Genomic DNA, 25,098 nt, shown 5'->3' with positions numbered 1-25,098 from the left:
AAAAAATCTTAATTCTATATTTATGTGAGGTGAGGTTAAAATGTTTTTTACGGGTATCCCGATTCGATTTGATTGGCAAGGTCGTTACTCCATTCATACCATCCGCCATCAAAGACAGAAATGTTTTTCCATCCCATAAGATAAGCATAGAAGAATGCCACACTTGCTCGCCAGCCTGTCCCGCAATAGAAAATAACATGTTTGTCAGGTGTAATACCCCATTTTGCCCAATTATCGGCAATTTCATGAGGGTGACGTAATTTTCCGCTTTTTTGAAGAAAATCTTCCAAATGATAGGCGTCTGAACCGGCATGTCCCCATTTTGCACCTTTTATACGGCCTTTCTTATTAATATAACTGTAGCCGCTGACAGCACCAATATATTCCTGCCAGCTTCGTATATCAGCAAGCACAGTTTCAGTGCTAGACATGCTATTTTTCAGTTTGTCTATATTTGTAAAATATTTTGGGTGTGCAGGTATTTCTGCTCCAAAGTTTTTTACTGGTTCAGGAATATGAGGCATTTTATCAATTTTATACCCTTCAGAAAGCCATGACCGATAACCGCCGTTTACTATCCGGACATCATTAACACCTGCATACATGAGTATAACAGCTGCACGAGCAGCTGCCATCATATTCTTACTATATAAAATAATCGTTTGGTCATATGTAATCCCATTTTTTTCAAACACTTGTTTTAGATCTTTATCCGATTTACGATTCCAAAACGGTTTTTCCTCGATCTCATTTGTATCGAAATAAAAAGCTCCCGGAATATGGCCTTGATAATAGTTGTGTAACCCTTTGTTATCCACCTCAAAAATTTTAAAGTCTTTAATAAAATGCCCATCAGGATTTTTGCCTTCAATCAGCTTATTTACCCAAGATGGATGCAGTAATTTTTCATAAATGGGAAGAAATTTCATTGGTATTGGATAATTCTTATTCCTGTTCAATCTTGACTCCTCCCTTCCAATCATGGCCGGGATAATATTAACAATAACATGTTTTAAAGTGTTTTTGCAATTGTTTGTGGGCAAAGTGAACGCTAGGCTATATCATGCAGGTGAATTAGCTGGTGTCATTCTCTATTTAGCGAATATTGAATTTTAAATTAATTGTGTCTGAGGCAGTATAAATTCATATAACAGTGTCAATAATATAGTTACGAGAGGTTTTCGTAATAGTTGACTAATAGCGTTACCATCAAAATCTCGGCACGAACGAAGGACATGTCTTTCAGTGTTTAGCTATTTAACTCAATATAAAATCCAGTATTGGTATAGTTAGCACTTTTGACCGTTGGGAACGTAACCCTTCGGTCTGTTCGTGTTATTTAAAAGCCCCCTTAAAGGACTTTTGCTCTTTAAGGGGTAAGTTTAATTTGATTTTTAATAAGTCTTAACTGCTAAGTTATTTTAAATACTCAACATTAATTCCCAATTGGCTAAGCAATTCAAAGTATTCCGGGCAAGTCTTAGATACACAGCCTGGATTATTGATAATGATACCTGGTACTCTTGTTCCGATCAAGGATAAGGACATTGCTACTCTATGATCATCATAAGAATCCAAGGTTGCAGGCAACGGATTTCCGGGATAAACAGTTAACCCATCTTCAACTTCCTTAACATCTATGCCTAATTTATTTAGCTCAGTACAAATAGCACTGATTCGATCAGATTCGTGATGACGTATATGTTCAACATCTTTTAAAGTAATAGGACCTGAAGCAAAAGGTGCTATTGAAGCAAGGGTTAAGGTCTGATCAGACATTTCTTTCATGCTGATTTCAAATCCCCCTTGTAATGTTGGGGTACCCGTTAATTCAACATAGTCTTTACCTCTTACAACTTTACAGCCCATTTTTTCATAAACATCTATCATTTTTATGTCGGGTTGATTTGTATCTACTAAAAGATTGTTAATTTTAATCCGTCCATTTGTAATAGCTGCTAAAGCTAAAAAATAACTTGCCGTTGATGCATCAGCTTCTAATTGAAGCTCACGGCCGACATACTCTGATTTTGGAATAATAATTTGTGAAAGATCATCAGAGTAACTTGCTTTAACCCCAAATTGCTCCATTAAACTTAAAGTAATTCTGACATAGTCGTGTTGAACGATATAGTCAGGAATTGATACAGTGACTTCTTTTTTGGCATAAGGGCTTGCCAACAGCAAACCGCTGATAAATTGGCTCGAGATTTTACCCGATATACTTACTGAGCCGCCTTCAAGGCCTGCACCTTTTATATGAATAGGAAAATACCCTTCTTTTTCTAAATATTCAATGTTCGCACCCAGATCAGTAAGGGCTGTTATTAAAGGCGCAACTGGTCGTTCACTCATTCTGTTGCTTGCTTCTAAAACCCAGCTTCCTTCCCTGCTGACCGCCAAAGCTCCGGGCATAAATCGGGCAATTGTACCGGCAGCACCGATATAAATATGTGATTGTTTATTTGGCCATTTTGAATGGCAGCCATTAACAGTGACCGTATCTCCGTCTATTTCTACATTAACGCCAAGTTCCTTTAAAGCATTTATACACCAATAGGAATCATCGCTTTTGAGAATCCCGGATAATGTTGAAGTCCCTTTAGCTAATGCAGCAATAATTAATGCTCTATTTGTAAAACTTTTGCTTCCGGGAATTGTAATGTCATGATTGATTTGTTGATTTTGTATTGGCGAAATTTTAACGCTTTGAACATCATTTAAATTTGACCAAGGTGATCTGGCTTTTAAATCAGGACTAGTCAAATAAATACACCTCTTTATGATAGCTAAATATTAGAAATTAATAAAAATAATTTTATCACAAAAATTTAGTAGGGAATAGTTTTAGTATGGATGCAGTTTAAGTGATAGTTATAAGAACAAAAGCCTAAATTCTCCTGTTTAAACGCCTGTTACTTTTCAAGATATTTCTACTTAATCTGTTCCTTTATTTTTTGGATAACAGTTTTATAAAATACAATTTGATGAGGTACGAATTTATTTCTTCCTACATTCTCATTAATTAACAATGAAAGGCTTCATGCCAATAACCAATCCTATGTACTTCTTCTCGAGTGGCAACGCCTAATTGTGTTCTGTTTTCATCAAAAATCTTTAGCTGTTCATTTTCCATACGTTTTCCCCCAATGGAATTTGTAGGTTGTTGTTCTTAAAAGTACTCAAACCAATATAAATTAAAAATGATCCTATTATAAAATAAGAGAAAAATAAAACCTGATAATGCTTAGGCCAATTTTTCATCAATTCCCATCTTTTTCTATCAAAATCAAGTAAATAACAATCAATAATAACAGCCAAAACTATTATTATGGCAATTGTGAAGTAACTCATAAAAGTTTTTCCCTTCGGGTAGTGAATACTTATTTATTGATTAATTTATCTTAACTCCAAATCATCGTCCGAGGCTATTTTACCATAAATTCCATTAAAATAATTAATTTCCCAAGTTAAATATTTATGTAAAGGAATTTGTAAAAGGTAGCGTCAGGAAAATACGGATTTACAACGCTGAGCAAATTTTCCTGACGATTACTCCGATTTTAAAATGTTAAGGAATTTTTAATAGTTAAAGAATCTAGCGAGACCATTTTCTCTGAATTAAAGAGGGTTAAACAATATCTAAATGATTGTAGGGAGGAAGAATTATGTCCAATAACCAAAGGCCAAGAAGAATAATTTTGGATTTAGCGGTTACTTTAGATGGTTTTATTGAAGGGAAAAATGGGGAAGTTGATTGGTGCATCATGGACTCTGAGATGGGGTTTATTAATTTCTTAAATCAAATAGATACTATTTTTTATGGAAGAAAAAGTTACGATTTATGGGGACAATTTACTCCAGAAATTGAAGATAATGATACTGAAAAAGAACTTTGGGAATTGATTCATAGTAAAGAAAAATATGTGTTTTCCAAAACGAAAAAAGGGACTGCTAATAGAGCAATATTCATAAATGATAATATTCTTGAAGAAGTAAATAAATTAAAGAATAAGCCTGGTAAAGACATCTGGCTATATGGCGGAGCAAGTCTTATTACAACTTTTATCAATTTAGGGGTTGTTGATGAATTTAGATTATCTGTTCATCCTGTTATTTTGGGAGAAGGAAAACCGTTGTTTATTGATATAAATCAGAGGTTGAATTTAAAAATGGTTAATACAAGAACTTTCTCCTCTGGCGTTGTGCAACTAATTTATCATTTGAATGGGAATTAATAATATTGACCTTAATATTGTAGTTTCCGAATTTTCCTGACGGTATTCCAAATAGGGTGGACGATAAAAATGAAATCATAATTCCTTTGTCATAAATACACTGTTTGGGTCCTCAATGTAATCTGAAAATGGACTACAATATTGGAACCCGAAGTTTGAATATAACCTTCTAGCTGGTTCGAAGGCATCCATTGATCCTGTTTCTAAACTTAAACGTCGATAGCAACGCCGTCTAGCCTCTTCAATTATGTGTTGAAGGAGTCGCTTGGCAACACCTTTTCGAAGATGAGAGGAAGCAGTTTTCATTGATTTTATTTCTCCATGGCGACGATCAAGTTCCTTAAGTGCCCCGCAGCCAGCTAATTCAGCCCCTTCCCATGCACTCCAGAATGTAATTTCTGGTTTTCGCAATGCCTCAAGATCAAGTGCATGTTTACTTTCTGGCGGGGAATGTAGTCTCATACTCTGAATGTGCTCCCTTAGCAATTCAGCCACTTCAGATCCAGTTAAATCATCTATTTTAATTTCCAAAAAACCCACTCCAAAGTCTCATTATTTTGATTACTAGTATAAATATTATTATATTAGATCTCAACTCCCCTGTCCCGTTAACTCAACAAAGAATATAATTAAATTTTGTTTACATAACCTAATAAAGCTGATTTATTTCCATGTGATTGAAGTCACCGGCGCTGACGCTACCCCGTAAAGAGAAAAACAGGTTCCCCAAAATAATGAGAATCAATTTCTTTATAAATACTAAATTTTCATATTCATTTCGGCTTTATTACTGATTTCTGTATGTACATCCTTTGTAGAAACCACTGTTGCAAACATTTCGTTAAGGCTAACTAAAGATAATTTATGGATTTCTTGTACTTTATAACGGTTCCCATTATATCCAGATCGATCAAAAGTAGCTATTGCATCGGATAATATATAAGTCTTAAACCCTAACTTCTTGACATTCTAGTTGTTGTCCATAAATTATTTCTATTTTGAACGATAAAACCTATTCCACATAATTACTAGGGAGGCGATTTCAATACTAATAATTAGCCTCCCATTAGTTAAGAATCTTTAAATAATTTCTATTTAATTCTTCCCATTCCTTTCGTAATATTCCCATTTTAATTGCATCAAAATATTTACCATTAACGGTTCTTGCATTTCTTATTCGAGCCTCTTCTTTCATACCTAAATCATTTCTTATATCATCAGCTGGACTTTCGGGAAAATCCTTAATATCCGTCTTGCTATATCTAAGGGATGTGCCTGAATGTCTTCTGTTGTCATCTGGCGGACACGTCGTTCAGATAATGGTAGAAGTGCAATGACGATGAAAATAATCCCTCCAGTAGAAACCGTGTTGTAGCCGATAATGTTAGCTAGTGGAACAGCAAGTATCATACCTATAGGATGGTGGCAAAAGAGCCAAAGACATCGAGGATCACACCCAAGAGAGCATATTTTGTGGAATTGCCTGCTATAATGAGGTATCCCACGCTATTTCAACGACGCTCGATCCAATCCCGGCCAACACAGTGACTATTATAAGGACGGGTAAGGGGTAACCTTGACCAAGAATAATCATAGGTATTCCAACAAACAGCGGTGGCAATCATTGTTCAAGAAGTGGACGCCGCAATTGGATTCTGAACATAACTAAGCTTGCTATGAAGAAGCCCTCTGTAGCTTTCTTGGCAAGGCGGTTAACAACATAAATGGATTGTGCAATTTTTTCACCAGTATACAATTCTTGATACCTACCTGACAGTATAATTCGATATTTATTAATGTTTTCGGTCTTAAAAAAAAGAACCGCCTGTTTTGGGCGGTTATTCTTCTTCCTTTTCATCGTCTTCTGTATCTTCTTCTAAATCGACATCGCTTAAATCCAACCATGAAAGCATGTCTCGTATTAACGTGTTAATTTTTTCATTAGTTTCACTTTCACCGAATTTGAGCTTTGTTTTTTCGATATTTTCAATAACATCGTCATCAAAATCAATCAAAGGTTTATCATCCTCTAATTCATTAAACAATTCGAGAATGTCGTCTAATGCTTTATCAAATTTTTTCCGTTCTTGATCGTTAGCTTTCATGTTCATCACCCGTAACAGTATAGGCAATGGTTAGAGAAAATAAAAAACTCATTAAAAAAAAGAGCCAATTATTCGGTAAAAAACCTTGGGCAAAATAACCAAAAGTAAATCACGCCCTTTAAAATCCCCTTACATTACACGTTTAAATAATTTTTCCATTTCATACGTTGAAAAATGAATGATAACGGGACGGCCATGCGGGCACGTAAACGGATCTTCCGCCAGTCTTAACTGTTCTAACAATGCTTCAATTTCATCATCACGTAAATAATGGTTGGCTTTGATTGATTTTTTACAAGACATCATGATCGCTAACTTTTCTCTTAATTTTTTTATAGACACATGGCTGTTTTCCAAAAGCTGATGAACAATATCTTCAATGGTTTCTTTTTCTTGGCCTTTCGGAAACCATGTCGGATGTGCCCGGACGATAAAGGAATGCTGACCAAAGGGTTCAAAATCTAACCCTAGTTGTTTTAAATAATCATGATATTCTTCGATGATAGTATATTCTTTTGCGGTAAATTCAAATGTTATCGGGACAAGACATTCTTGAACCTCATGCTCAGTCTGCCCTACTTTTTCACGGAAAAATTCGTACTTTATTCTTTCTTGAGCAGCATGCTGGTCTATGATATAAAGTCCTTCTTCATTTTGAGCAAATATATAAGTGCCATGCATTTGTCCGATGGGATATAGCTTCGGCATCCGTCTTTTGTTATGAGAATCCGGTTCCGAGTCCGCAAGCGGATCTTCATGGGCTGTATACTCTTCTATAACATCATTATTGAAATCCCCGTGTGAATCAGGCGTTGGTAAATCGTTATTCTGCTCTATAGTCTCAGTTATACTCTCCGACTCTCGAATGACCTCCTGGTATTGACGGGGTTCCTGGGCTCGGACAAGCTTGTCATTGTCATCAGTATGATTGTTGTTATCAAAAGTTTGATTATATTCCAGATTTGAAGCGTTATCTGTTTCCACATGTGAATTTATTTTCTCAGCCCGTTTTTCCGGTTGTCTTTGAGGGAGCGGTGGTTCGCTAAAATCGAGCGTTTGCTGATCGGATTTTGGCCTTTTCGGCTTGTCATTCTTCTTTACTGAAGGAATCAGCCGCTCTTTATGAAACGTTTCTCTGATTGTCTTTTCAATAAGTCCGCATAGTTCCTTTTCTTTACTAATCCGCGCTTCGAGTTTGGCAGGATGAACATTAACATCAATGAGCGTGGGATCCATTTCTATATGAATAACAGCGATCGGATAGCGGCCAATAGGCAGCAAAGTGTGGCATCCATTGATGATTGCATTAAAAATCGGATAGTTTTTAATGTATCTGCCGTTGATCAATATATAGACGTACTGTCTGCCGGCTCTTGTTATTTCCGGTTTTACAACGCGGCCATGAATCTTAAAATCTAAAGATTCGCCGCTGAATGGCAATGAGAGTTTGGCTGTTTGCATACCATAAATGGCCGCAATCACTTGCGTTAAATCATTTCGTCCGTTTGTGTTTAATAGCATTTTATTATTATGTGTCAGTTGAAAACGTACATCCGGATGAGCAAGGGCTAATTTATTCATAATATCTGTAATATTGCCAAGTTCTGTATGGATCGTTTTCAAATGCTTTAATCGTGCCGGGGTATTGTAAAAAAGGTTTCTCACCGTAATTTCAGTACCCCTGCGGCTGTCAGAATGCCCTTGTTGAATAACGTGTCCGCCTTGTAAAATAAGGTAACTGCCGGGGCCGTCACCAGTCCCTGTTTTTAATTCAATATGTGAAACCGAAGCAATACTTGGCAATGCTTCCCCCCGGAATCCAAGCGTGCGGATATGAAACAGATCGCTTTCTTCTGATATTTTACTAGTGGCGTGACGTTCAAACGCGATTCGGCAATCATCAGGGGCAATGCCATGACCATTATCAGTAATTTTAATTTTATTAAGGCCGCCTTCTTCGACATCAACTTGAACTTGCGTGGCACCGGCATCCAATGAATTCTCTACCAATTCCTTTACAATTGATGCCGGCCGTTCAACGACTTCTCCTGCGGCTATTTTATTTGCTAACGGTTCATCCAGTTTGATTATTTTTCCCAAAGCGGACCCTCCGTATGGTTATTTTTTTAAAGCCATTTGCAGCTTATACAGCTCATTCATCGCTTCCATTGGATTCATAGCCAGGAGATCTAATGATTCCAATGTTTTAATGATCTGGCTTTCTTTAGAACTAATAGATGTTTGTTTTTTATTCGTTTCCTGCTCTGTGAAAAATGTCAGCTGCTCACTATCTTCTGATACTGTATTCTGAGATAACGCATGATCAGTCAGCGAAGCATCTTCTTTTCCTTCTAATTCTTTTAAAATGTCATTTGCTCGGTCAATCAATGAATCTGGTAAATTTGCAAGCTTGGCAACATGAATGCCGTAGCTTTTATCGGCTTGTCCCGGCAAGACTTTATGTAAAAAGACAACCTTTCCGTCTTCTTCCATAGCGCTGACGTGGACATTCTTTAATCTTAACAGACGGTCTTCTAAATCGGTAAGCTCATGATAATGTGTTGAAAATAATGTTTTCGCAGCTATTTTGTCATGGATATACTCGACAATGGCTTGGGCAATAGCAATCCCGTCATAGGTTGACGTTCCCCTGCCTATCTCATCTAATAAAATCAAGCTGTTTTGTGTTGCATGTGACAAGGCATACTGGGCTTCCATCATCTCGACCATAAAGGTGCTTTGCCCAGAAACAAGATCATCAGCCGCTCCAATCCGGGTGAAAATCTGATCAAATATCGGAAGCTCGGCACGTTCGGCAGGGACAAAGCAGCCCATTTGCGCCATGATAGCCGATAAAGCCACCTGCCTCATAAAGGTACTCTTACCGCCCATATTAGGTCCTGTTATCAGCAGGGTATCACAAGATTCATTCATTGATAAATCATTTGCAACAAACATTTTATTCTCCATCACTTGTTCTACAACCGGGTGACGGGATTCTTTAAGTTCAACTGCTCTGGTTTTTGTAAATACCGGCTTTGTATATTGATTATTTTCGCTTACAATCGCAAAGCTTTGCAGGACATCGATTTGACTGATTAACTGCGCTAATTCTTGAAGTCTCTTTGAATGTGCTTTAATATGGCTTCTAATCTCCTGAAACAATTCATATTCTAAATCAACCATTTTTTCTTCCGCTTCAAGAATTAACTTTTCTTTCTCCTTAAGTTCAGGGGTTATAAATCGTTCAGCGTTTGCCAGCGTTTGTTTTCGTTCATAACGGCCCTCAGGCAAATGCCTTAAATTAGCTTTTGTTACTTCAATATAATAACCGAACACTTTGTTATAACCGACTTTTAATGATTTAATACCTGTACTTTTACGTTCGGCTTGTTCAAGTTCGGCAATCCAAGCTTTACCGTTTTGACTAATATCACGGTATTGATCTAACTTCTCATGATAACCTGTTTTAATTATTCCGCCGTCAGTAATCGATATCGGCGGATCATCGATAATTCCCTTATCAATAATTGCTTTAACATCATCGCAAGGGTCCATTCTGTCCGCTAATTGTTTTATGACATCATTTTCAATATCATTTAATGATTGAATAACAGCTGGTACTTGCGCTAGCGATTGTTTTAATTGAACGAGTTCACGGGCATTCACATTGCCGTAAGCCACCCTGCCGACAAGGCGTTCCAGATCGTAAACATTCTCCAGGCACTCGCGGACGGTCTCTCTCTCAAAATAATGATCAATTAATGATTCGACACAGGACAGTCTTTCGTTAATTGTTGTTTGATTTAACAAAGGCTTCTCGATCCATTGTTTGAGTTTCCTTCCGCCCATTGCCGTTTTTGTTTTGTCCAAAAGCCATAATAGGGAGCCGAATTTCTTCTTATCTTTCATTGTGGCGACAAGCTCAAGGTTTCTCCTTGAGTTTGGATCTATCGCCATATAATCTTGAACCGCATAAAATTCTGCCGGCTGAAGATGGTCCAGAGATCGCTTTTGCGTTTTAACTAAATATTGGAGCAAACGGCCCAGTGATTGCTGCATTTTAATTTGATCTATAGTGACTGCCAATGCCTTTAAAGTGTCCGGGATCTCCGCATTTTCTTCAAAGGAGATTGTCACACCGAGCCTTTGACTTAACTCCTTTGACGCTGTTTCATCAAATGAGGAAGAGACGACAACTTCCTTTGATTCATAGGCAGCAAGCTCTTGTATAATACCTTCCCAGCTTGCAATACTTGTGACTTTCATTTCGCCGGTTGTTAAATCACAAATCGCAAAGCCAAATGTTTCATCATCAAATGCTGTAATTGATGTCAGGTAGTTATTCTCCTTCGGGGTTAAAGATTGGTTGTCCATTATCGTTCCAGGCGTAATCAGTTGAATGACTTCCCTTTTAACGACACCCTTTGCAGTCTTTGGGTCTTCGACTTGTTCACAAATCGCAATCTTATAACCTTTTTCTACAAGAACTTTAATATATTGTTTCGCTGCATGGTAAGGAACCCCGCACATCGGTATTCTTTCATTTTGTCCGCCGTCCCGGGATGTTAAAGTTATTTCTAGTTCAAGTGATGCTTTCTTTGCATCTTCAAAAAACATTTCATAAAAATCACCAAGACGAAAAAATAAAAAGGCATCTTGATATTGTGCCTTAATCGATAAATATTGCTGGATCATTGGAGTATATGCCATGCTTTTCTTCTCCTAACAATGACTATATTCGACAAGTATTATAACATAAGATACTTAGTATAAAACAAAGAAACGGAATTTGGAAAAGAAAAATTGGCTTGTTCCTCACAAAGGGACATCAACAGCTTAGCACTTCAGAGTACAATTCTCGCTAATTCAGTTTGTTCGCAGACTCGCTTCGTTGCACTTGTACTTTTATCCTTTAGTGCACTTGAATTTTCAGACAATAAAACGAGGAAGAAGATCCCCGTCTTCTCCCCCGCGATGTTATTCTTCTACTTCGCCGACTAAAAAGTCAGAATCCAGATCTTCAAAGGCTTCCTCTAATTCATCTTCCCAATCATCGTCTTCTTCAAAGAGATCATCATCATCAACTCGAACCCTGACTTTTGTTTCACCAATCACTTCAACAAGGAATTCCCTTTCTACTTGTGCGACAATTTTGTTGCCATTTGGGGATATATTTGCTTCTAAACAATTAGGTTCTTGCAGCGTTCTAGCTGCCACTTCCAATTGATCAGATATCACCTTTTTATCTTTGATTGTTAATGCAACTTGATCCCGGTAAGTTACGGTTTCAGTGACAACCTCTGTTTTCGTATTATTACTGTAAGAGTACCAAATGTTCACATCATATGAACCTTCTACAATAACGCAATCCTTTTGATAATGGGTTTTATATTTATGATTAATCACCCAACAACCAAGAATACTAGAAGGTTTATGTGATGGTGAAACAGTATGTGCTGTTTGACTGAATTTTTTCCCTTTGCCGCAAATCGCTTTTGTTATAATTTCTCTATAGCCGTTATCAGCCACGAGTCCAAACCTCCTCTTTGCCTTCTTCTCTGTCATCGTATGCAGGGCGAATAACTAGTGTGCTAAATTTTATATCCATGCAGCCATTAAAAAGAATGATTTTGATTTTTACTACATATTATGAAGAGGCAGGATGTTTGGGTATATTAAAATACATTTAGTTTACATAATAAAATCATTGTTTGGTTGAAAATATAAATACAAGTATTAAATGCAGTTTATCTGAAAATAAAAAACTGCTGACATGTTTAATGTCAGCAGCCTTGAGTTTTTTTAGATTCGATAGCGGAGCCGGTTTGACCGGCCAGTAAGTCTCCGCCGGTTGATTTAATAATTTCTTCGGTGACTTTGTTGGAAATCGTATTGGAAATTAATTGCAGCAAGTCATTAACATCTTCTTGAGACTGTTTAAATGATTGGACAACCGGAATGCTGTCAAGCTCTTTTAAGAGTTCATCTATTTTCTCTTCATTTTTCTTAAGAGCTTCATGTTTTTGATAATGCTGCAGGTTAACAGATTCTTTTTGGTAAAGTTTAATTTGTGCGATTAACTTTTGCACCTTTTCATTTCTGTTAATTTTCTCTTCCGCACGCTTAAAAAAGTCGACTTCATCTGTTGAAGCAATCATTTGGGCAATTTCTTGCGCCTTAGCAATAACTTCCTTCTTCGTATATTGTGTCATTTGACACTTACACCCGCCTTCTCAACAAATTCACCATCTAACGTCCATGTTTTAGCTTCAGTGACACGAACATTAACCAATTCACCGATCAGAGATTTTGGACCGCGGAAATTAACAACTTTGTTCGTTCTTGTATGACCGGATAGTACTTTCGGATTCTTTTTACTTGTGCCTTCAACCAGCACTTCGACGACTTGATCTTTTAATTTCGCATTGCTTTTTGCAGCAAGCTCATTGACAAGCTCATTTAATCGCTGCAAACGTTCTTTTTTTACAGACATAGGAATGTTATCTTCCATTCTTGCAGCAGGTGTACCTTCACGCGGCGAATAGATAAACGTATAGGCACCGTCAAACTGGCATTCCCGTACTAAGGACATTGTATCTTCGAATTGCTCATCGGTTTCGTTTGGAAAACCGACAATAATATCCGTTGTAAATGAGGCATTTGGAACAGCTTCTTTAATTTTATAGAACAATTCCAAATATCTTTCTCTCGTATATTTCCGGCCCATGATTTTCAACATATCAGAGTTTCCTGATTGAACCGGCAAATGAATATGTTCAACAAGGTTTCCGCCCTTTCCAAGCACTTCTACTAAGTGATCATCAAAGTCTCTTGGATGGCTTGTTGTAAAACGGACCCGCGGAATATCGATCTTCCGGATTTCGTCCATCAAATCGCCTAAACCGTAATTTTCAACGGATTCCAAGTCTTTACCGTAAGCATTAACGTTTTGACCAAGAAGCGTAATTTCTTTGTAGCCTTGACGGGCAAGTTCGCGGACCTCATCAATGATTTCTTTCGGATGACGGCTTCTTTCCTTTCCGCGTGTATAAGGAACGATGCAATACGTACAGAATTTGTCGCAGCCGTACATAATGTTAACCCAGGCTCTGATATTACCCTTACGCATTCTCGGCAAGTTTTCAACAACGTCGCCTTCTTTTGACCAAACTTCCATGACCATCTCTTTACTAAAGAGCGCCTCTTTTAGAAGCTGTGGAAGTCTGTGAATATTGTGGGTTCCGAATATGAGATCCATGTGCTGGTGTTTCTCTAAAATACGGTTGACAACTGATTCCTCTTGAGCCATACACCCGCAAACACCTAAAATTAAATTAGGATTCTCTCTTTTTAAGTTTTTAAGATGGCCGATTTCACCAAACACTTTATTCTCAGCATTTTCACGTATCGCACATGTATTTAAAAGGATGATATCCGCATCTTCTTCACGATCAGTAGCTGTATAACCGATCTCGCTTAAAATACCTGCCATAACTTCTGTATCATGTTCATTCATTTGACATCCATAAGTACGGATTAAAAACTTTTTATCTTTTCCGATGCCTTTTATATCTTCAGGAATACTAAAATCATTTAAAAATTGGACGGTTTTCTTTCTGCGCCTTCTGGCTTCTTTCAGCGAAGGCGGCTGGAAAGTTGTTTGAAAGTATTTTGAATAATCTTTCTCAGTCTTATTATTTACCTTAGTCTCACTCATCGTTAAGAAGCCTCCTTTCAAAGGTCTCTATCATAATGGTAACTTGTTTATTATAGCAAAGATTGGCTTTATAGAAAAGATGGCATATTGAAAAACCCCTCAAGTGAGGGGTTTCCTTACATAAATTCTCCGACTAAATCTTTAAATTGCTCTTCTGTTAGCTCAATATCGCTGTGGGCAAGTGATTCCTGGCTAAGCCCCGGTGCAGCATCCTGATAAGACTTTTTCTCTTTGTTCTGATAGATAAGGCCTTTAACGAGTCCGTTATGCGCCATCAACGTTTGCATCGCTGTTACTCTATCAGCAGGATCATAGTCTTCTATATCATTAAGATTGATTAAATTCTCTTTAAACCAGTCATAAGTATTCACTTTGTTATAGGTAACACAAGGACTGAATACATTAATGAGTGAAAAGCCTTTATGCTGAATCCCTTGTTCGATCAGGGAAGTTAAGTCTTTTAAATCACTTGAGAAGCCTTGAGCGACAAAGGTTGCCCCGGCTGTTAATGCCATTTCCATAATTGAAAGCGCCGATTCAATGGATCCTGCCGGCGTACTCTTCGTCTTAAAGCCCATTTCACTTCTCGGTGAAGTTTGTCCTTTCGTTAACCCGTAAATTTGGTTATCCATGACAATATAAGTAATATCAATATTTCTGCGAATCGCGTGAATCGTATGGCCCATACCTATCGCAAAACCGTCGCCGTCACCGCCGGCGGCAATGACTGTCATGTCGCGGTTTCCCATTTTAACGCCTTGAGCCAGCGGCAGAACCCGTCCATGAGTACCATGAAATCCGTAAGAGTTAATATAACCGGAAATTCTTCCGGAACAGCCAATACCGCTGATAACAGCAAGCTTCTCCGGTGTTAAACCTAAGTTTGCCGCCGCACGCTGTATGGAAGCTTGTACAGAAAAGTCGCCGCATCCCGGACACCAGTTAGGCCGAACCTTGTTGCGAAAATCTTTAAATGTGACTGGCATGACAAACAACTCCTTTACATTCGTTATAAACTTCCATCGGCTTAAATGGATTGCCATCGTATTTAAGTACGCTGGATATTTTATCTCGTTCTCCAACATTTAGTTTAATTAAACCAGCGAGCTGGCCTGTCGCGTTTTGTTCGACAACAACGACACGCTTCGCCTTCTCGATCAGCGGTTTGACTTCTTCAACCGGGAATGGATGGACGAGCCGGATATGCGCATGGTTAACACTGATGCCAGCATTTTCAAGTCTTGCTCCAGCTTCTTCAATTGCCCCGCGCGTCGATCCCATACCTATTAATAAAAGGTCAGGATTTTCATGTTTGGCGTCGATATGAACCGGCTTTTTAAACTTTAGGCTATTAAGCTTTCTCAGCCGTTTATCCATTTGGATTTTCCGATTGCCTGCCGTCTCTGACGGCTTGCCGGTTTCATCATGCTCGACCCCTGTTACATGATGAAGGCCGTTTTTCATACCTGGAATTGTCCGCGGCGATACACCGTCAGCCGTGTTTTCATAGCGCTTAAAGCTTTCTTTACCGTCAATCTCTGGTAATGGTTGATCTATCGACAGTTTACCGCGGCGAATGTCAATTTTATCAAAAGCAAACGGATCAACACTTTGTTTGCCAAGTGAAAGCTGCAGGTCGCTCAAGAAAATCACCGGACATTGATATTCCTCAGCAATGTTAAACGCTTCAACCATATCGTAAAAAGCTTCCTCAACAGTGCTTGGCGCCATAACGACTTTCGGGATTTCTCCGTGAGTCCCGTAGATCATCGCCATAATATCAGATTGTTCCTGCTTAGTCGGAAGCCCAGTACTTGGGCCGCCGCGCTGTGTATCGACAACTACAAGCGGGGTTTCCGTCATACCGGCCAAACCAATAGACTCAGCCATTAGAGATAAGCCGGGTCCTGCAGAAGCTGTAAACGCCCGGACACCGCTGTAATTAGCACCGATGGCCATTGTTGCAGCAGCTATCTCATCTTCTGTTTGAATGACCGTTCCGCCGAACTTCGGCAGTTTATCAATTAAATATTCCATAATTTCACTTGCCGGTGTAATCGGATAAGCACTCATTAAGCGGACACCGGCCGCTATTGCTCCCATGGCAATGGCATCGTTGCCGATCATGTACATTCTTTGCTTGCCGTCTCCAGGCGCAAGCGTTAGTCCGTCAATTTGGCCGCCTGCTTCACTATTAAAATACTCAGCACCCTTTTCGATTGCTTGAATATTACTTTCAACAACTTTGTCGCCTTTACGGCCGAAAATTTCCTTAACAATAGAATGATAGCTTTCAAGCGGGATTCCTAAAGCGGCACTTGAAGCCCCGACCGCTACCATATTCTTCATGAGCGATGTTCCAAGTTCTGTGGCGATTTTTGTAAACGGCACTGCAAATAATCTCGCTTTGGTTTCATCCGGATTAACCGGCTTGAATTTTGCATCAGCGATAATAATGCCGTCTTGACGCAATTCTCCAAAGTTAACATCGATTGTTTCTTGGTCAAACGCAACTAAAATATCCAAGTCATCTGATACAGAACGTACTTTTTCGGTGCTAACCCGGATTTTATTATTGGTATGACCGCCTTTAATACGAGAAGAAAAGTGGCGGTACCCGTATAGATGGTAGCCTAAGCGGTATAAAGCCTTGGCGAAAATTTCGCCGGTGCTTTCAATCCCTTCCCCTTGTTGGCCGCCGACTTTCCATGAAAGCTGATTGATCATTTATCTACTCCCCTTTACTTAGGTAGGTTACATTCGTTTCTCCCAGTTTAACATGATTATCTCTATATGGATTGTAAACCTTTTAATCTACTTAATAACCTTACCACTTTTAAAATGTAACCCTTTGTAAAAAAATTTTCAAGGTTATTGAGGTAATGCTAGATAAAAATGATCAAAGAAAAATCCTCGAACGAGTTTCTCTGGATAATGTTTCAAACAAGCTTCAGCTAGTTTTTGATAATCTGAGTAAGTATTAAGCTCTTTTGGTGTTCGTTCAATGCCGTCAAAGTCAGATCCAAAAGCGATGATATTCTCCCCGCCAAGTTCACACACATGTTCAACGTGTCTAAGAATATCGTTAATATTTGCTTCGGAACGATCTGTTAGAAAATCAGGAACAAAGGTTATTCCCATGACGCTATTTTTATTAATAAGCGCTTTAATTTGCTTATCCGTCAAATTTCTTGGGTGGTCACAAAGAGCTTTAACATTAGAGTGAGAGGCTATTGGATAATCTGCTGTTTCTATGACATCCCAAAAGCTTCTCTCAGACAGATGAGAGACATCAGTCCAAATTTTATGGCGATTGTTTTCCTTAACAACTTCAAACCCAAATCCGGTTAATCCTCCAGCCCTTGGTTCTGTTGCGCCATCTGCCGCTGCATTAGCATGGTTCCATGTTAAGCCTACAGATCTTACCCCTAAACGAAACAACGTGCGCAGCTTAATAATGTCTTTGCCGATAGCATCGCATCCTTCGAGCGTTAATAACGCCCCGGTTTGTCCCTCTTTTAAGCTGTTAATATCTTGCTTTGATTTAACAAAGATCATGTCATCATAAGGCTCTATCACTTCTCTATGAAATATATCAATCATTTCCAATACAGCCGAAAACCGGGATTCTTCAGGCACGTCATCACTGACAAACAGGGCAAAGCATTGAACCTTTCCTCCTGCTTTTCGTAACTTTTCATGCGTAATATGTAAACCGTTATCTTTATTAAATGATAGTTTTCGATCCGCCTTTAAGCGGTAAAGCACATCACAATGTCCATCAAAAATGTTCATAAATACCCGTCCTCCATGTGAAAAGCCTGTCTGTCCTTTACAGAACAAACAGGCTGCTTTTTATCAATTTTTTTATCTCGGCTCGACAATTAATTTAATAGCCGTTCTTTCTTCACCTTCAATCAAGATGTCCGTAAAAGCTGGAATACAAATGAGATCAACTCCACTCGGTGCAACAAATCCTCGCGCAATAGCTACAGCCTTCACCGCTTGGTTTAAGGCGCCTGCACCAATAGCTTGAATTTCAGCTGATCCTCTTTCGCGAAGGACACCAGCAAGTGCGCCAGCTACAGAGTTAGGGTTTGATTTTGCTGAAACTTTTAATATGTCCATTTCTGTACCTCCTTATAGATTGTCATCCCATACTAAATATATTCCCTACTCATGCTGGTATTCCTTCTATTTAAAAAATAATTTTCTAAGAATTCAAAAATACTATTCATAAAATGGATGATCATCATTAATAAGTCTTCTTTGAATTTGTGTAGCTTTTCCCGTTTGTTCATCAATATCAATAATGACACTGCTAAGCTGACCGCGCCCTGTTTCACTTTCAAACCGGACTGGTAAATTCGTCAAAAATTTCTTAATGACGGCTTCGCGCTGAACGCCCAGAATGCCGTCATAAGGGCCCGTCATGCCTGCATCCGTTAAATAAGCCGTACCTTTGGGTAAAATTCTTTCATCAGCCGTTTGAACGTGTGTGTGTGTACCTACAACGGCAGAGACCCGTCCGTCTAAGTACCATCCCAGCGCTTGTTTTTCACTGGTTGTCTCCGCGTGAATATCAACAAAAATAATTGGTGTTTTTTTTCTTGCTTCTTTAATAAGGTCATCGGCTGTCCGGAATGGATCATCAAGGGCTGGAAGGAAGGTTCTTCCTTGCAAGTTGATAACCGCCATTTCTATCTGGTTAATTTTCAAAAATTGCATACCAACCCCCGGCGTTCCCTCTGGAAAATTGGCGGGACGAACCAGCCGGTTAACATCATCAATAAATTCGAAGATGTCACGGTTATCCCATGTATGATTTCCCATCGTAATGATATCTGCACCGGCTTCCATTAATTCACGATAGATTTTTTCGGTAATACCTTTTCCGTGGGCTGAATTTTCTCCATTAACGATAGTGAAGGTCGGTTTATAGAAGGCTTTTAATTTTTGCAAATATTCCTTGATCATCGTTCTGCCAAGTTTACCGTATACGTCCCCTACAAACAAAATTCTCATGATGATTCTCCTTAATACGCTAATAATTATTTATAATAGCTTAACCATATTTTTAAAATAAAAAAAAGTGGCGAAGCGCCACTTTATTTTGCATATTCAACAGCTCTTGTTTCACGAATAACTGTGATTTTGATATGTCCTGGATAGTCCAGTTCATTCTCAATCTTTTTGGTAATTTCGCGGGCAAGTTGATAGGACCCAGCATCATCAATCGTATCCGGTTGAACCATAATGCGGATTTCCCTGCCAGCTTGTATTGCGTAAGACTTCTCAACACCTTCAAAGGACTCAGAGATTTCCTCAAGCTTTTCGAGACGACGGATGTATGTTTCAAGTGTTTCTCTTCTTGCTCCAGGTCTCGCAGCCGATAAGGCATCTGCCGCAGCAACAAGTGTTGCAATAACAGATGTTGCCTCTGTATCACCATGGTGTGATGCAATACTGTTAATAACAACAGGATGCTCATTGTACTTCGTTGCTAATTCAACACCAATTTCAACGTGGCTGCCTTCAACTTCATGGTCAATGGCTTTACCGATATCATGAAGCAATCCGGCACGACGGGCAAGCGTGACATCCTCACCCAGTTCAGCAGCCATTAATCCCGTTAGAAATGCAACTTCCGTTGAATGCTTAAGCACATTCTGTCCATAACTGGTTCTGAACCGCAGTCGTCCAAGTATTTTAATCAAGTCAGGGTGCATACCATGTATACCCACTTCAAAAGTCGTTTGTTCGCCGTATTCACGGATCATTTCGTCCACTTCGCGACGGGATTTCTCGACCATTTCTTCAATCCGCGCCGGATGAATCCGTCCGTCTTGGACAAGCTTTTCTAAAGCTACCCGGGCAACTTCACGTCTAATTGGATCGAACCCTGATAAAATAACAGCTTCAGGGGTATCATCTATAATAAGGTCTATACCAGTTAAGGTCTCAAGTGTACGAATGTTTCGTCCTTCACGTCCTATAATACGGCCTTTCATCTCATCGTTTGGAAGATTAACAACCGAAACTGTTGTCTCAGCAACATGGTCTGCCGCACAACGCTGTATCGCAAGCGAAAGAATATTCTTAGCCTTCTTATCCGCTTCTTCTTTAGAGCGGGTTTCGATTTCTTTAGCAAGCTGCGCCGCTTCATGAGATGCTTCTTGCCTTACTTGATTGAAAATAATTTCCTTGGCTTCCTCATTGGTTAAACCGGAAATGCGTTCGAGTTCCGCTTGGTGTTCTTGCAGCAGTTCCTCCACTTTGCTTTCCATCTCTTCAATTTGTCGTTGTTGCTTATTAAGAGAATCCTCCTTTTTATCTAATGAGTCTTCTTTTTTATCAAGCGTTTCACTTTTACGGTCAAGCAAATCTTCTTTTTGAACAAGTCGATTTTCTTGTCTTTGAAGTTCATTTCGACGCTCGCGTATCTCGCTTTCGGCCTCAGTACGTAGTGTATGAATTTCATCTTTTGCCTCTAGAAGAGCTTCTTTTTTCGTTGCTTCAGCATCGCGTTTCGCGTCTTCAACAATATGCTTAGCTTCATTCTCAGCAGTTGCAATCTTGGCCTCTGCGATAGATTTCCTAATAAAATAGCCTATAAAAAGACAAACTATAGAGATCAGCGCAATGGAGATGATTAACCATACAGTCACCATATTCACCTCCTTGCTCTCACAAACTCGTTTTAAAAAGACATGCAGAAGTCAAATCGACCTCATTTAAAAGCTTTTCAAAAATGTCATTGATTTTTTAAAGATAGGTTAAATATACAACTTAATTGTATATTTGGAAAAAACGCTTGTCAACCTAACAATGGGCGATATATAAAAAAAAGAGGCGCACGCGCCTCTTTTTTAGATGATGTCCAAAAAGTCCGGAAAACATATCCAACCTCTTGAACACAAACTTATAATAATTCACTTTGTTCATTTTCATCTGTGGTTTCAGGTTCTGTTTGCTCGTTTAAATTATAGTGGCTTCTGATTTGCTGGGTAATTTCATCACGAATGTCTTCATTTTCTTTTAAGAATTGCTTGGCGTTCTCCCGTCCTTGACCAAGCCGTTCTTCATTAAATGAATACCATGCACCGCTTTTTTGAACAATATCAAGATCTGAGCCGATATCAAGAATTTCCCCTTCTTTGGAAATGCCTTCTCCGTACATAATATCGACTTCAGCTTGTTTAAACGGCGGCGCCACTTTATTTTTTACGACTTTAATTCTGGTTTTATTACCAACCATATCGTTGCCTTGCTTTAAAGATTCCGCACGGCGCACTTCCAGCCGGACTGATGAATAGAATTTGAGCGCCCGGCCGCCCGGAGTTGTTTCCGGATTGCCGAACATAACGCCGACTTTTTCACGAATTTGGTTAATAAAGATTGCCGTTGTTTTTGATTTGCTGATGGCACCTGAAAGTTTCCTTAATGCCTGAGACATTAAACGGGCTTGCAAACCAACATGGGAATCGCCCATTTCTCCTTCTATCTCGGCTTTCGGGACAAGCGCAGCAACAGAGTCAATAACAATAATGTCAACTGCACCGCTTCTGACAAGAGCTTCGGCAATTTCCAGTGCTTGTTCGCCTGTATCAGGCTGCGAAAGTAACAGTTCATCAATATTAACGCCAAGTTTCTCTGCATAAACCGGGTCTAAAGCATGTTCGGCGTCAATAAATGCTGCTTGTCCGCCGTTTTTTTGTGCTTCTGCAATAGCATGAAGGGCAACAGTTGTTTTACCGGAAGATTCCGGTCCATAAACTTCAATAATTCGTCCGCGCGGATAACCGCCGACACCGATAGCAATATCAAGCGCCAAAGATCCGGTGGAAACAGTAGATACTCTTTGCTCAGCCTGTTCACCAAGTTTCATAATGGATCCTTTTCCAAATTGCTTCTCTATTTGTCTTAACGCCATATCTAAGGCTGCTTTACGATCGCTCATGAGATCACTCCTCTAAAGGGGGAAAAACAGAGAGTTTTCCCCTTCTTTTTAAACACACACTTTATCTATTACTATGATAGCTGTTTTTTATGTTTTTGCCAATAGTTTTAACGAACATTTATTCGTCTTTATTTATTTAAAAGATAACGACGTATAAGATCAAAGCCCGTCTTAGCGGTTTTCGTTCGAACAGCCGCCCGCGTTCCGCTAAATTGATACTTAAAGCTTTTGACTTGGTTTTGATCAGCCAAACCAATATAAACGGTGCCCGCCTCATTACCTTCGCTTTGGCCTGGCCCTGCTACTCCTGTAAAACTGATGCCAAGGTCAGATCCGCAAAGATTTCTAATATTTTTTGCCATAACTTCTGCACAAGCTTCACTGACTGCCCCGTCCGTCTCTAATAATGAACCCGGAACATTCACTTGCGTTTCTTTAACCCGGTTGGTGTAACAAACGACCGAACCGTTCAGAACACTTGAAGCGCCAGGAAAGTCTGTGATCATTTGGCTGAATAATCCGCCTGTTAAGCTTTCGGCAGCCGAAATCGTCTGATTATGTTTCTTTAGTAGGTTAAAAGCGACCTCATGTAATTGAGTTTCCCCGTAGCCGTATAAATATTGGCCGACACGCTTATTGATCAAAGCTTCAGTTTCACTGATCATGCGTTCAGCTTCCTCCTTGCTCCGGTGCTTAGCCGTTAGGCGAAGCGTTACTTCACTTTCCTTTGCAAGCGGAGCAATCGTTGGATTCGTTTGCTGTTCAATTAAATCGATAATTTTTGTTTCTAAGGCCGATTCACCGATACCAAAAAATCTTAATACTTTTGAGACAATATGTTCTGAATAATGCTTAGATAAATAAGGATTTACAAAATCCGTATACATCGGTCTCATTTCTGACGGCGGGCCTGGAAGAAGTATGTAAATCCTGCCCTTGGCTTTTGTTACCATTCCAGGTGCCATACCGTGGCGATTTTTAAGAATATGACTGCCTTCAATGACAAGTGCCTGCTTCCGGTTATTCTCTGTCATCTCACGGCCGGTTTTTTTAAAATAAGCCATGATACTGTCTAATGCGTCCTGATCGTATACAAGCGGTTTCCCAACCATTTCCGCTATTGTTTCTTTTGTCAAATCATCTTTGGTCGGTCCGAGTCCCCCGGTAAAAATAATTAAGTCGGCACGGGATTCCGCCTGATTAACCGCCATTTTGAGCCGTTCCGGATTATCACCGACAACTGTATGGAAATAAACATTAATTCCCAAGGCAGCTAATTGCTCTGAAATAAACTGGGCATTCGTATTAGCAATTTGCCCCAGCAAAAGCTCGGAACCGACAGCTATTAATTCAGCATTCATTCTATTCACCTCATTTTTTTCTCTGCAAAGGATATTATTATTTTGACTTTAAAATGATTTCTCGGTTTTTATAAAAATAGTCCCAACCGGAGATAATTGTCATTATAACAGCAATCCATAATAATATGTCTGCGAGCGGAAAACCATTTAAACCAAACGGCAGATTGTTAAATAAGTAAAAGATAATGGCAAGCATTTGAAAGGTTGTTTTCCATTTTGCCACCTTACTCGCTGCAATCACATCCCCTTCTCCTGCTGCTACTAAGCGAAGGCCCGTTACGGCAAACTCTCTCGCCAAAATAATAATGACCATCCATGAAGGTATGTAGTGGAAATCGACAAGAGAAACAAATGCACTCATCACAAGCAGCTTATCTGCTAACGGATCAAGGAACTTCCCAAAATTTGTTACCAAATTATATTTCCGTGCAAAGTAACCATCAAGCCAGTCGGTACATGAAGCTACAATGAAAATAATACCCGCAATGAATTGACTGACAGGAACATGAGCATGCCATATTGGGACGGTGCCCAGATGCATTGGAACAAGTAAAAAGATAAGAAAAATAGGAATCATGATCACTCTAGATATTGTTATTTTATTTGCTATGTTCATTTTAATACCTCCAGATGAATAAAAGAGTCACCATTGGTGATGACTCTTCTCTTAGATGAAAGTTATTCAAAAAATCCGGTGAATTTCCCCTGGCTTTTTTAATCATGGTTTTTTATATGTGATATAAATCGTTTGAGTAATACTTTTGTTTGGAAAGTCTAAAGTTTTTCCGTTCACTTTAATCTCTGTATTATAAGTGTTGCCTGCCTTGATATACAATTTACTTGCATTAGAAGCATCAAAGCTAAACTTTTTGTTGTTTTCAGCCATGCCATAAGCAAAATTTTTCCCGCCGGGTCCGCCGTCCCTCGCATCTATCCATGCTTGTTTCTTTGGCTTGGCCGATATTTCAACATTAAATGTCTTGGCACCTGTTAAAGTATAATAAGAAATATTTCCCTTAGTATTATCCAATGATAAATGTTGCTTTTGATTTGATTTATCCTTTTTAGCTTTAGCTTGTTTTTTAGTATCTTTATTCTCTGATTTGGCTTTTTGGTCATTCTGTGTTGGAGCACCTGAATTTTTGCTTGAGCCGTTTTCATCTTTTTTATAAACGACATCAGGGCTTGTATGATTTGTCGCTGATGATTTATCACTTGACTTAAAATGTTGCGCCAACAGCCAAATACCAATTAAAATCAATAAAAGTACAACGACAATGATTATCTTTGGCAACAAAGAATTAAATTTAGAATCAGTTTGTCTTCTTTTCGCTGATTTAAATGACAATCCAGTACTCTGGCGCTGCGTTCTTGGCGGTAAAACGACTTGGGAAGGCTCTTGGCGGATATTTGGAATAACATGTCCGTATTCGTTAAAAAGAGCATTGGGATCAAGACCAACAGCTTCAGCATAATTTTTTATAAATGCTCTTGAATAAAAATTGCCGGGAAGCTGATCAAAATGCCCTTCTTCAATGGCCAGGAGATATCGTTTTTGTATTTTTGTTTTTCTCTCAATATCTTCTAATGTCATCCCCTTTTCTTCACGCGCTTCTTTCAACGCTGTACCTAACTCACTCAATGCTTAACACCTGCCAATATGATTTAGAGGATGTTCAAAAAAGTACTATAAGAGGATTACTCTGAACACCAT

Annotated in this window: 20 protein-coding genes; 1 reads left to right on the top strand and 19 read right to left on the bottom strand. The window is 39.0% G+C overall.

Annotated elements, in window-relative coordinates; translation table 11 throughout:
- Nucleotides 1-47 precede the first annotated feature (47 nt).
- Nucleotides 48-959 (bottom strand): sulfurtransferase, encoded by a 912-nt coding sequence (locus ACFQRG_RS06490; protein ID WP_380964914.1) that lies wholly within the window; start codon nt 957-959, stop codon nt 48-50.
- A 457-nt stretch (nt 960-1,416) separates the two neighbouring features.
- Entirely contained in the window at nt 1,417-2,766 is a 1,350-nt protein-coding gene (aroA, locus tag ACFQRG_RS06485; RefSeq protein ID WP_380964912.1) for a 3-phosphoshikimate 1-carboxyvinyltransferase, read from the bottom strand.
- Nucleotides 2,767-3,668: 902 nt separating this feature from the next.
- Between aroA and ACFQRG_RS06480 the strand changes: the two genes are divergently transcribed.
- Nucleotides 3,669-4,238: a dihydrofolate reductase family protein gene (locus tag ACFQRG_RS06480; protein WP_380964910.1), complete on the top strand. Its 570-nt coding sequence runs from the start codon at nt 3,669-3,671 to the stop codon at nt 4,236-4,238.
- Between the two features lie 75 nt (nt 4,239-4,313).
- Here ACFQRG_RS06480 and ACFQRG_RS06475 read toward each other — a convergent pair whose 3' ends face one another.
- The 17 genes from ACFQRG_RS06475 to ACFQRG_RS06395 form a co-directional block, all read right to left on the bottom strand.
- Nucleotides 4,314-4,769 carry a GNAT family N-acetyltransferase gene (locus ACFQRG_RS06475; RefSeq protein ID WP_380964908.1) on the bottom strand — a complete coding sequence of 152 codons (456 nt, stop codon included), beginning with the start codon at nt 4,767-4,769 and terminating at the stop codon, nt 4,314-4,316.
- Between the two features lie 1,307 nt (nt 4,770-6,076).
- Nucleotides 6,077-6,343: an atypical membrane-integrating protein (Mistic protein) gene (locus ACFQRG_RS06470; protein WP_380964906.1), complete on the bottom strand. Its 267-nt coding sequence runs from the start codon at nt 6,341-6,343 to the stop codon at nt 6,077-6,079.
- Nucleotides 6,344-6,472: 129 nt separating this feature from the next.
- On the bottom strand, nt 6,473-8,443 hold the full coding sequence (gene mutL / locus ACFQRG_RS06465; RefSeq protein ID WP_380964904.1) for a DNA mismatch repair endonuclease MutL: 1,971 nt from the start codon (nt 8,441-8,443) through the stop codon (nt 6,473-6,475).
- An 18-nt stretch (nt 8,444-8,461) separates the two neighbouring features.
- A complete protein-coding gene (gene mutS, locus ACFQRG_RS06460) occupies nt 8,462-11,056 on the bottom strand; it encodes a DNA mismatch repair protein MutS (RefSeq protein ID WP_380964902.1) in 2,595 nt (864 codons plus the stop codon).
- Nucleotides 11,057-11,323: 267 nt separating this feature from the next.
- Nucleotides 11,324-11,911 (bottom strand): outer spore coat protein CotE, encoded by a 588-nt coding sequence (gene cotE, locus ACFQRG_RS06455; protein ID WP_380964900.1) that lies wholly within the window; start codon nt 11,909-11,911, stop codon nt 11,324-11,326.
- 218 nt (nt 11,912-12,129) lie between these two features.
- The gene (locus ACFQRG_RS06450; protein ID WP_380964898.1) at nt 12,130-12,558 is read right to left on the bottom strand and encodes a YlbF/YmcA family competence regulator; all 429 of its coding nucleotides are present in this window, start codon (nt 12,556-12,558) and stop codon (nt 12,130-12,132) included.
- Nucleotides 12,555-14,063 carry a tRNA (N6-isopentenyl adenosine(37)-C2)-methylthiotransferase MiaB gene (gene miaB / locus ACFQRG_RS06445; protein ID WP_380964896.1) on the bottom strand — a complete coding sequence of 503 codons (1,509 nt, stop codon included), beginning with the start codon at nt 14,061-14,063 and terminating at the stop codon, nt 12,555-12,557. The genes ACFQRG_RS06450 and miaB overlap by 4 nt, the downstream gene beginning before the upstream one ends.
- Before the next feature lie 116 nt (nt 14,064-14,179).
- A complete protein-coding gene (locus ACFQRG_RS06440) occupies nt 14,180-15,049 on the bottom strand; it encodes a 2-oxoacid:ferredoxin oxidoreductase subunit beta (protein WP_380964894.1) in 870 nt (289 codons plus the stop codon).
- On the bottom strand, nt 15,033-16,790 hold the full coding sequence (locus tag ACFQRG_RS06435) for a 2-oxoacid:acceptor oxidoreductase subunit alpha (protein WP_380964892.1): 1,758 nt from the start codon (nt 16,788-16,790) through the stop codon (nt 15,033-15,035). Before ACFQRG_RS06435 ends, ACFQRG_RS06440 begins: the two co-directional genes overlap by 17 nt.
- 144 nt (nt 16,791-16,934) lie before the next feature.
- A complete protein-coding gene (locus ACFQRG_RS06430; protein ID WP_380964890.1) occupies nt 16,935-17,858 on the bottom strand; it encodes a dipeptidase in 924 nt (307 codons plus the stop codon).
- A gap of 72 nt (nt 17,859-17,930) precedes the next feature.
- Nucleotides 17,931-18,191 (bottom strand): stage V sporulation protein SpoVS, encoded by a 261-nt coding sequence (spoVS, locus tag ACFQRG_RS06425; protein ID WP_380964888.1) that lies wholly within the window; start codon nt 18,189-18,191, stop codon nt 17,931-17,933.
- A gap of 102 nt (nt 18,192-18,293) precedes the next feature.
- A complete protein-coding gene (locus tag ACFQRG_RS06420; RefSeq protein ID WP_380964886.1) occupies nt 18,294-19,088 on the bottom strand; it encodes a TIGR00282 family metallophosphoesterase in 795 nt (264 codons plus the stop codon).
- Between the two features lie 83 nt (nt 19,089-19,171).
- Complete coding sequence (gene rny, locus ACFQRG_RS06415) at nt 19,172-20,734, bottom strand: ribonuclease Y (protein WP_380964884.1); 1,563 nt, start codon at nt 20,732-20,734, stop codon at nt 19,172-19,174.
- A 251-nt stretch (nt 20,735-20,985) separates the two neighbouring features.
- Complete coding sequence (gene recA / locus ACFQRG_RS06410; protein ID WP_380964882.1) at nt 20,986-22,023, bottom strand: recombinase RecA; 1,038 nt, start codon at nt 22,021-22,023, stop codon at nt 20,986-20,988.
- A 128-nt stretch (nt 22,024-22,151) separates the two neighbouring features.
- A complete protein-coding gene (locus ACFQRG_RS06405; RefSeq protein ID WP_380964880.1) occupies nt 22,152-23,384 on the bottom strand; it encodes a competence/damage-inducible protein A in 1,233 nt (410 codons plus the stop codon).
- Nucleotides 23,385-23,421: 37 nt separating this feature from the next.
- A complete protein-coding gene (gene pgsA, locus ACFQRG_RS06400; RefSeq protein WP_380964878.1) occupies nt 23,422-24,000 on the bottom strand; it encodes a CDP-diacylglycerol--glycerol-3-phosphate 3-phosphatidyltransferase in 579 nt (192 codons plus the stop codon).
- Between the two features lie 102 nt (nt 24,001-24,102).
- The gene (locus tag ACFQRG_RS06395; protein ID WP_380964876.1) at nt 24,103-25,026 is read right to left on the bottom strand and encodes a helix-turn-helix domain-containing protein; all 924 of its coding nucleotides are present in this window, start codon (nt 25,024-25,026) and stop codon (nt 24,103-24,105) included.
- Nucleotides 25,027-25,098: the final 72 nt, after the last annotated feature.

The sequence above is a fragment of the Scopulibacillus cellulosilyticus genome (genome assembly GCF_042665295.1).
Lineage (GTDB): Bacteria > Bacillota > Bacilli > Bacillales > Sporolactobacillaceae > Scopulibacillus_A > Scopulibacillus_A cellulosilyticus.
This window is presented reverse-complemented; position numbering and strand designations above follow the sequence as displayed.

Bases quoted from the DNA above. Each gene is read 5' to 3' on its own strand.
- ACFQRG_RS06480 (WP_380964910.1), top strand. From the start codon at position 3,669: ATGTCCAATAACCAAAGGCCAAGAAGAATAATTTTGGATTTAGCGGTT.
- ACFQRG_RS06470 (WP_380964906.1), bottom strand. From the start codon at position 6,343: ATGAAAGCTAACGATCAAGAACGGAAAAAATTTGATAAAGCATTAGAC.
- mutS (WP_380964902.1), bottom strand. From the start codon at position 11,056: ATGGCATATACTCCAATGATCCAGCAATATTTATCGATTAAGGCACAA.
- cotE (WP_380964900.1), bottom strand. From the start codon at position 11,911: ATGACAGAGAAGAAGGCAAAGAGGAGGTTTGGACTCGTGGCTGATAAC.
- ACFQRG_RS06450 (WP_380964898.1), bottom strand. From the start codon at position 12,558: ATGACACAATATACGAAGAAGGAAGTTATTGCTAAGGCGCAAGAAATT.
- miaB (WP_380964896.1), bottom strand. From the start codon at position 14,063: ATGAGTGAGACTAAGGTAAATAATAAGACTGAGAAAGATTATTCAAAA.
- ACFQRG_RS06440 (WP_380964894.1), bottom strand. From the start codon at position 15,049: ATGCCAGTCACATTTAAAGATTTTCGCAACAAGGTTCGGCCTAACTGG.
- ACFQRG_RS06435 (WP_380964892.1), bottom strand. From the start codon at position 16,790: ATGATCAATCAGCTTTCATGGAAAGTCGGCGGCCAACAAGGGGAAGGG.
- ACFQRG_RS06430 (WP_380964890.1), bottom strand. From the start codon at position 17,858: ATGAACATTTTTGATGGACATTGTGATGTGCTTTACCGCTTAAAGGCG.
- spoVS (WP_380964888.1), bottom strand. From the start codon at position 18,191: ATGGACATATTAAAAGTTTCAGCAAAATCAAACCCTAACTCTGTAGCT.
- ACFQRG_RS06420 (WP_380964886.1), bottom strand. From the start codon at position 19,088: ATGAGAATTTTGTTTGTAGGGGACGTATACGGTAAACTTGGCAGAACG.
- rny (WP_380964884.1), bottom strand. From the start codon at position 20,734: ATGGTGACTGTATGGTTAATCATCTCCATTGCGCTGATCTCTATAGTT.
- recA (WP_380964882.1), bottom strand. From the start codon at position 22,023: ATGAGCGATCGTAAAGCAGCCTTAGATATGGCGTTAAGACAAATAGAG.
- ACFQRG_RS06405 (WP_380964880.1), bottom strand. From the start codon at position 23,384: ATGAATGCTGAATTAATAGCTGTCGGTTCCGAGCTTTTGCTGGGGCAA.
- pgsA (WP_380964878.1), bottom strand. From the start codon at position 24,000: ATGAACATAGCAAATAAAATAACAATATCTAGAGTGATCATGATTCCT.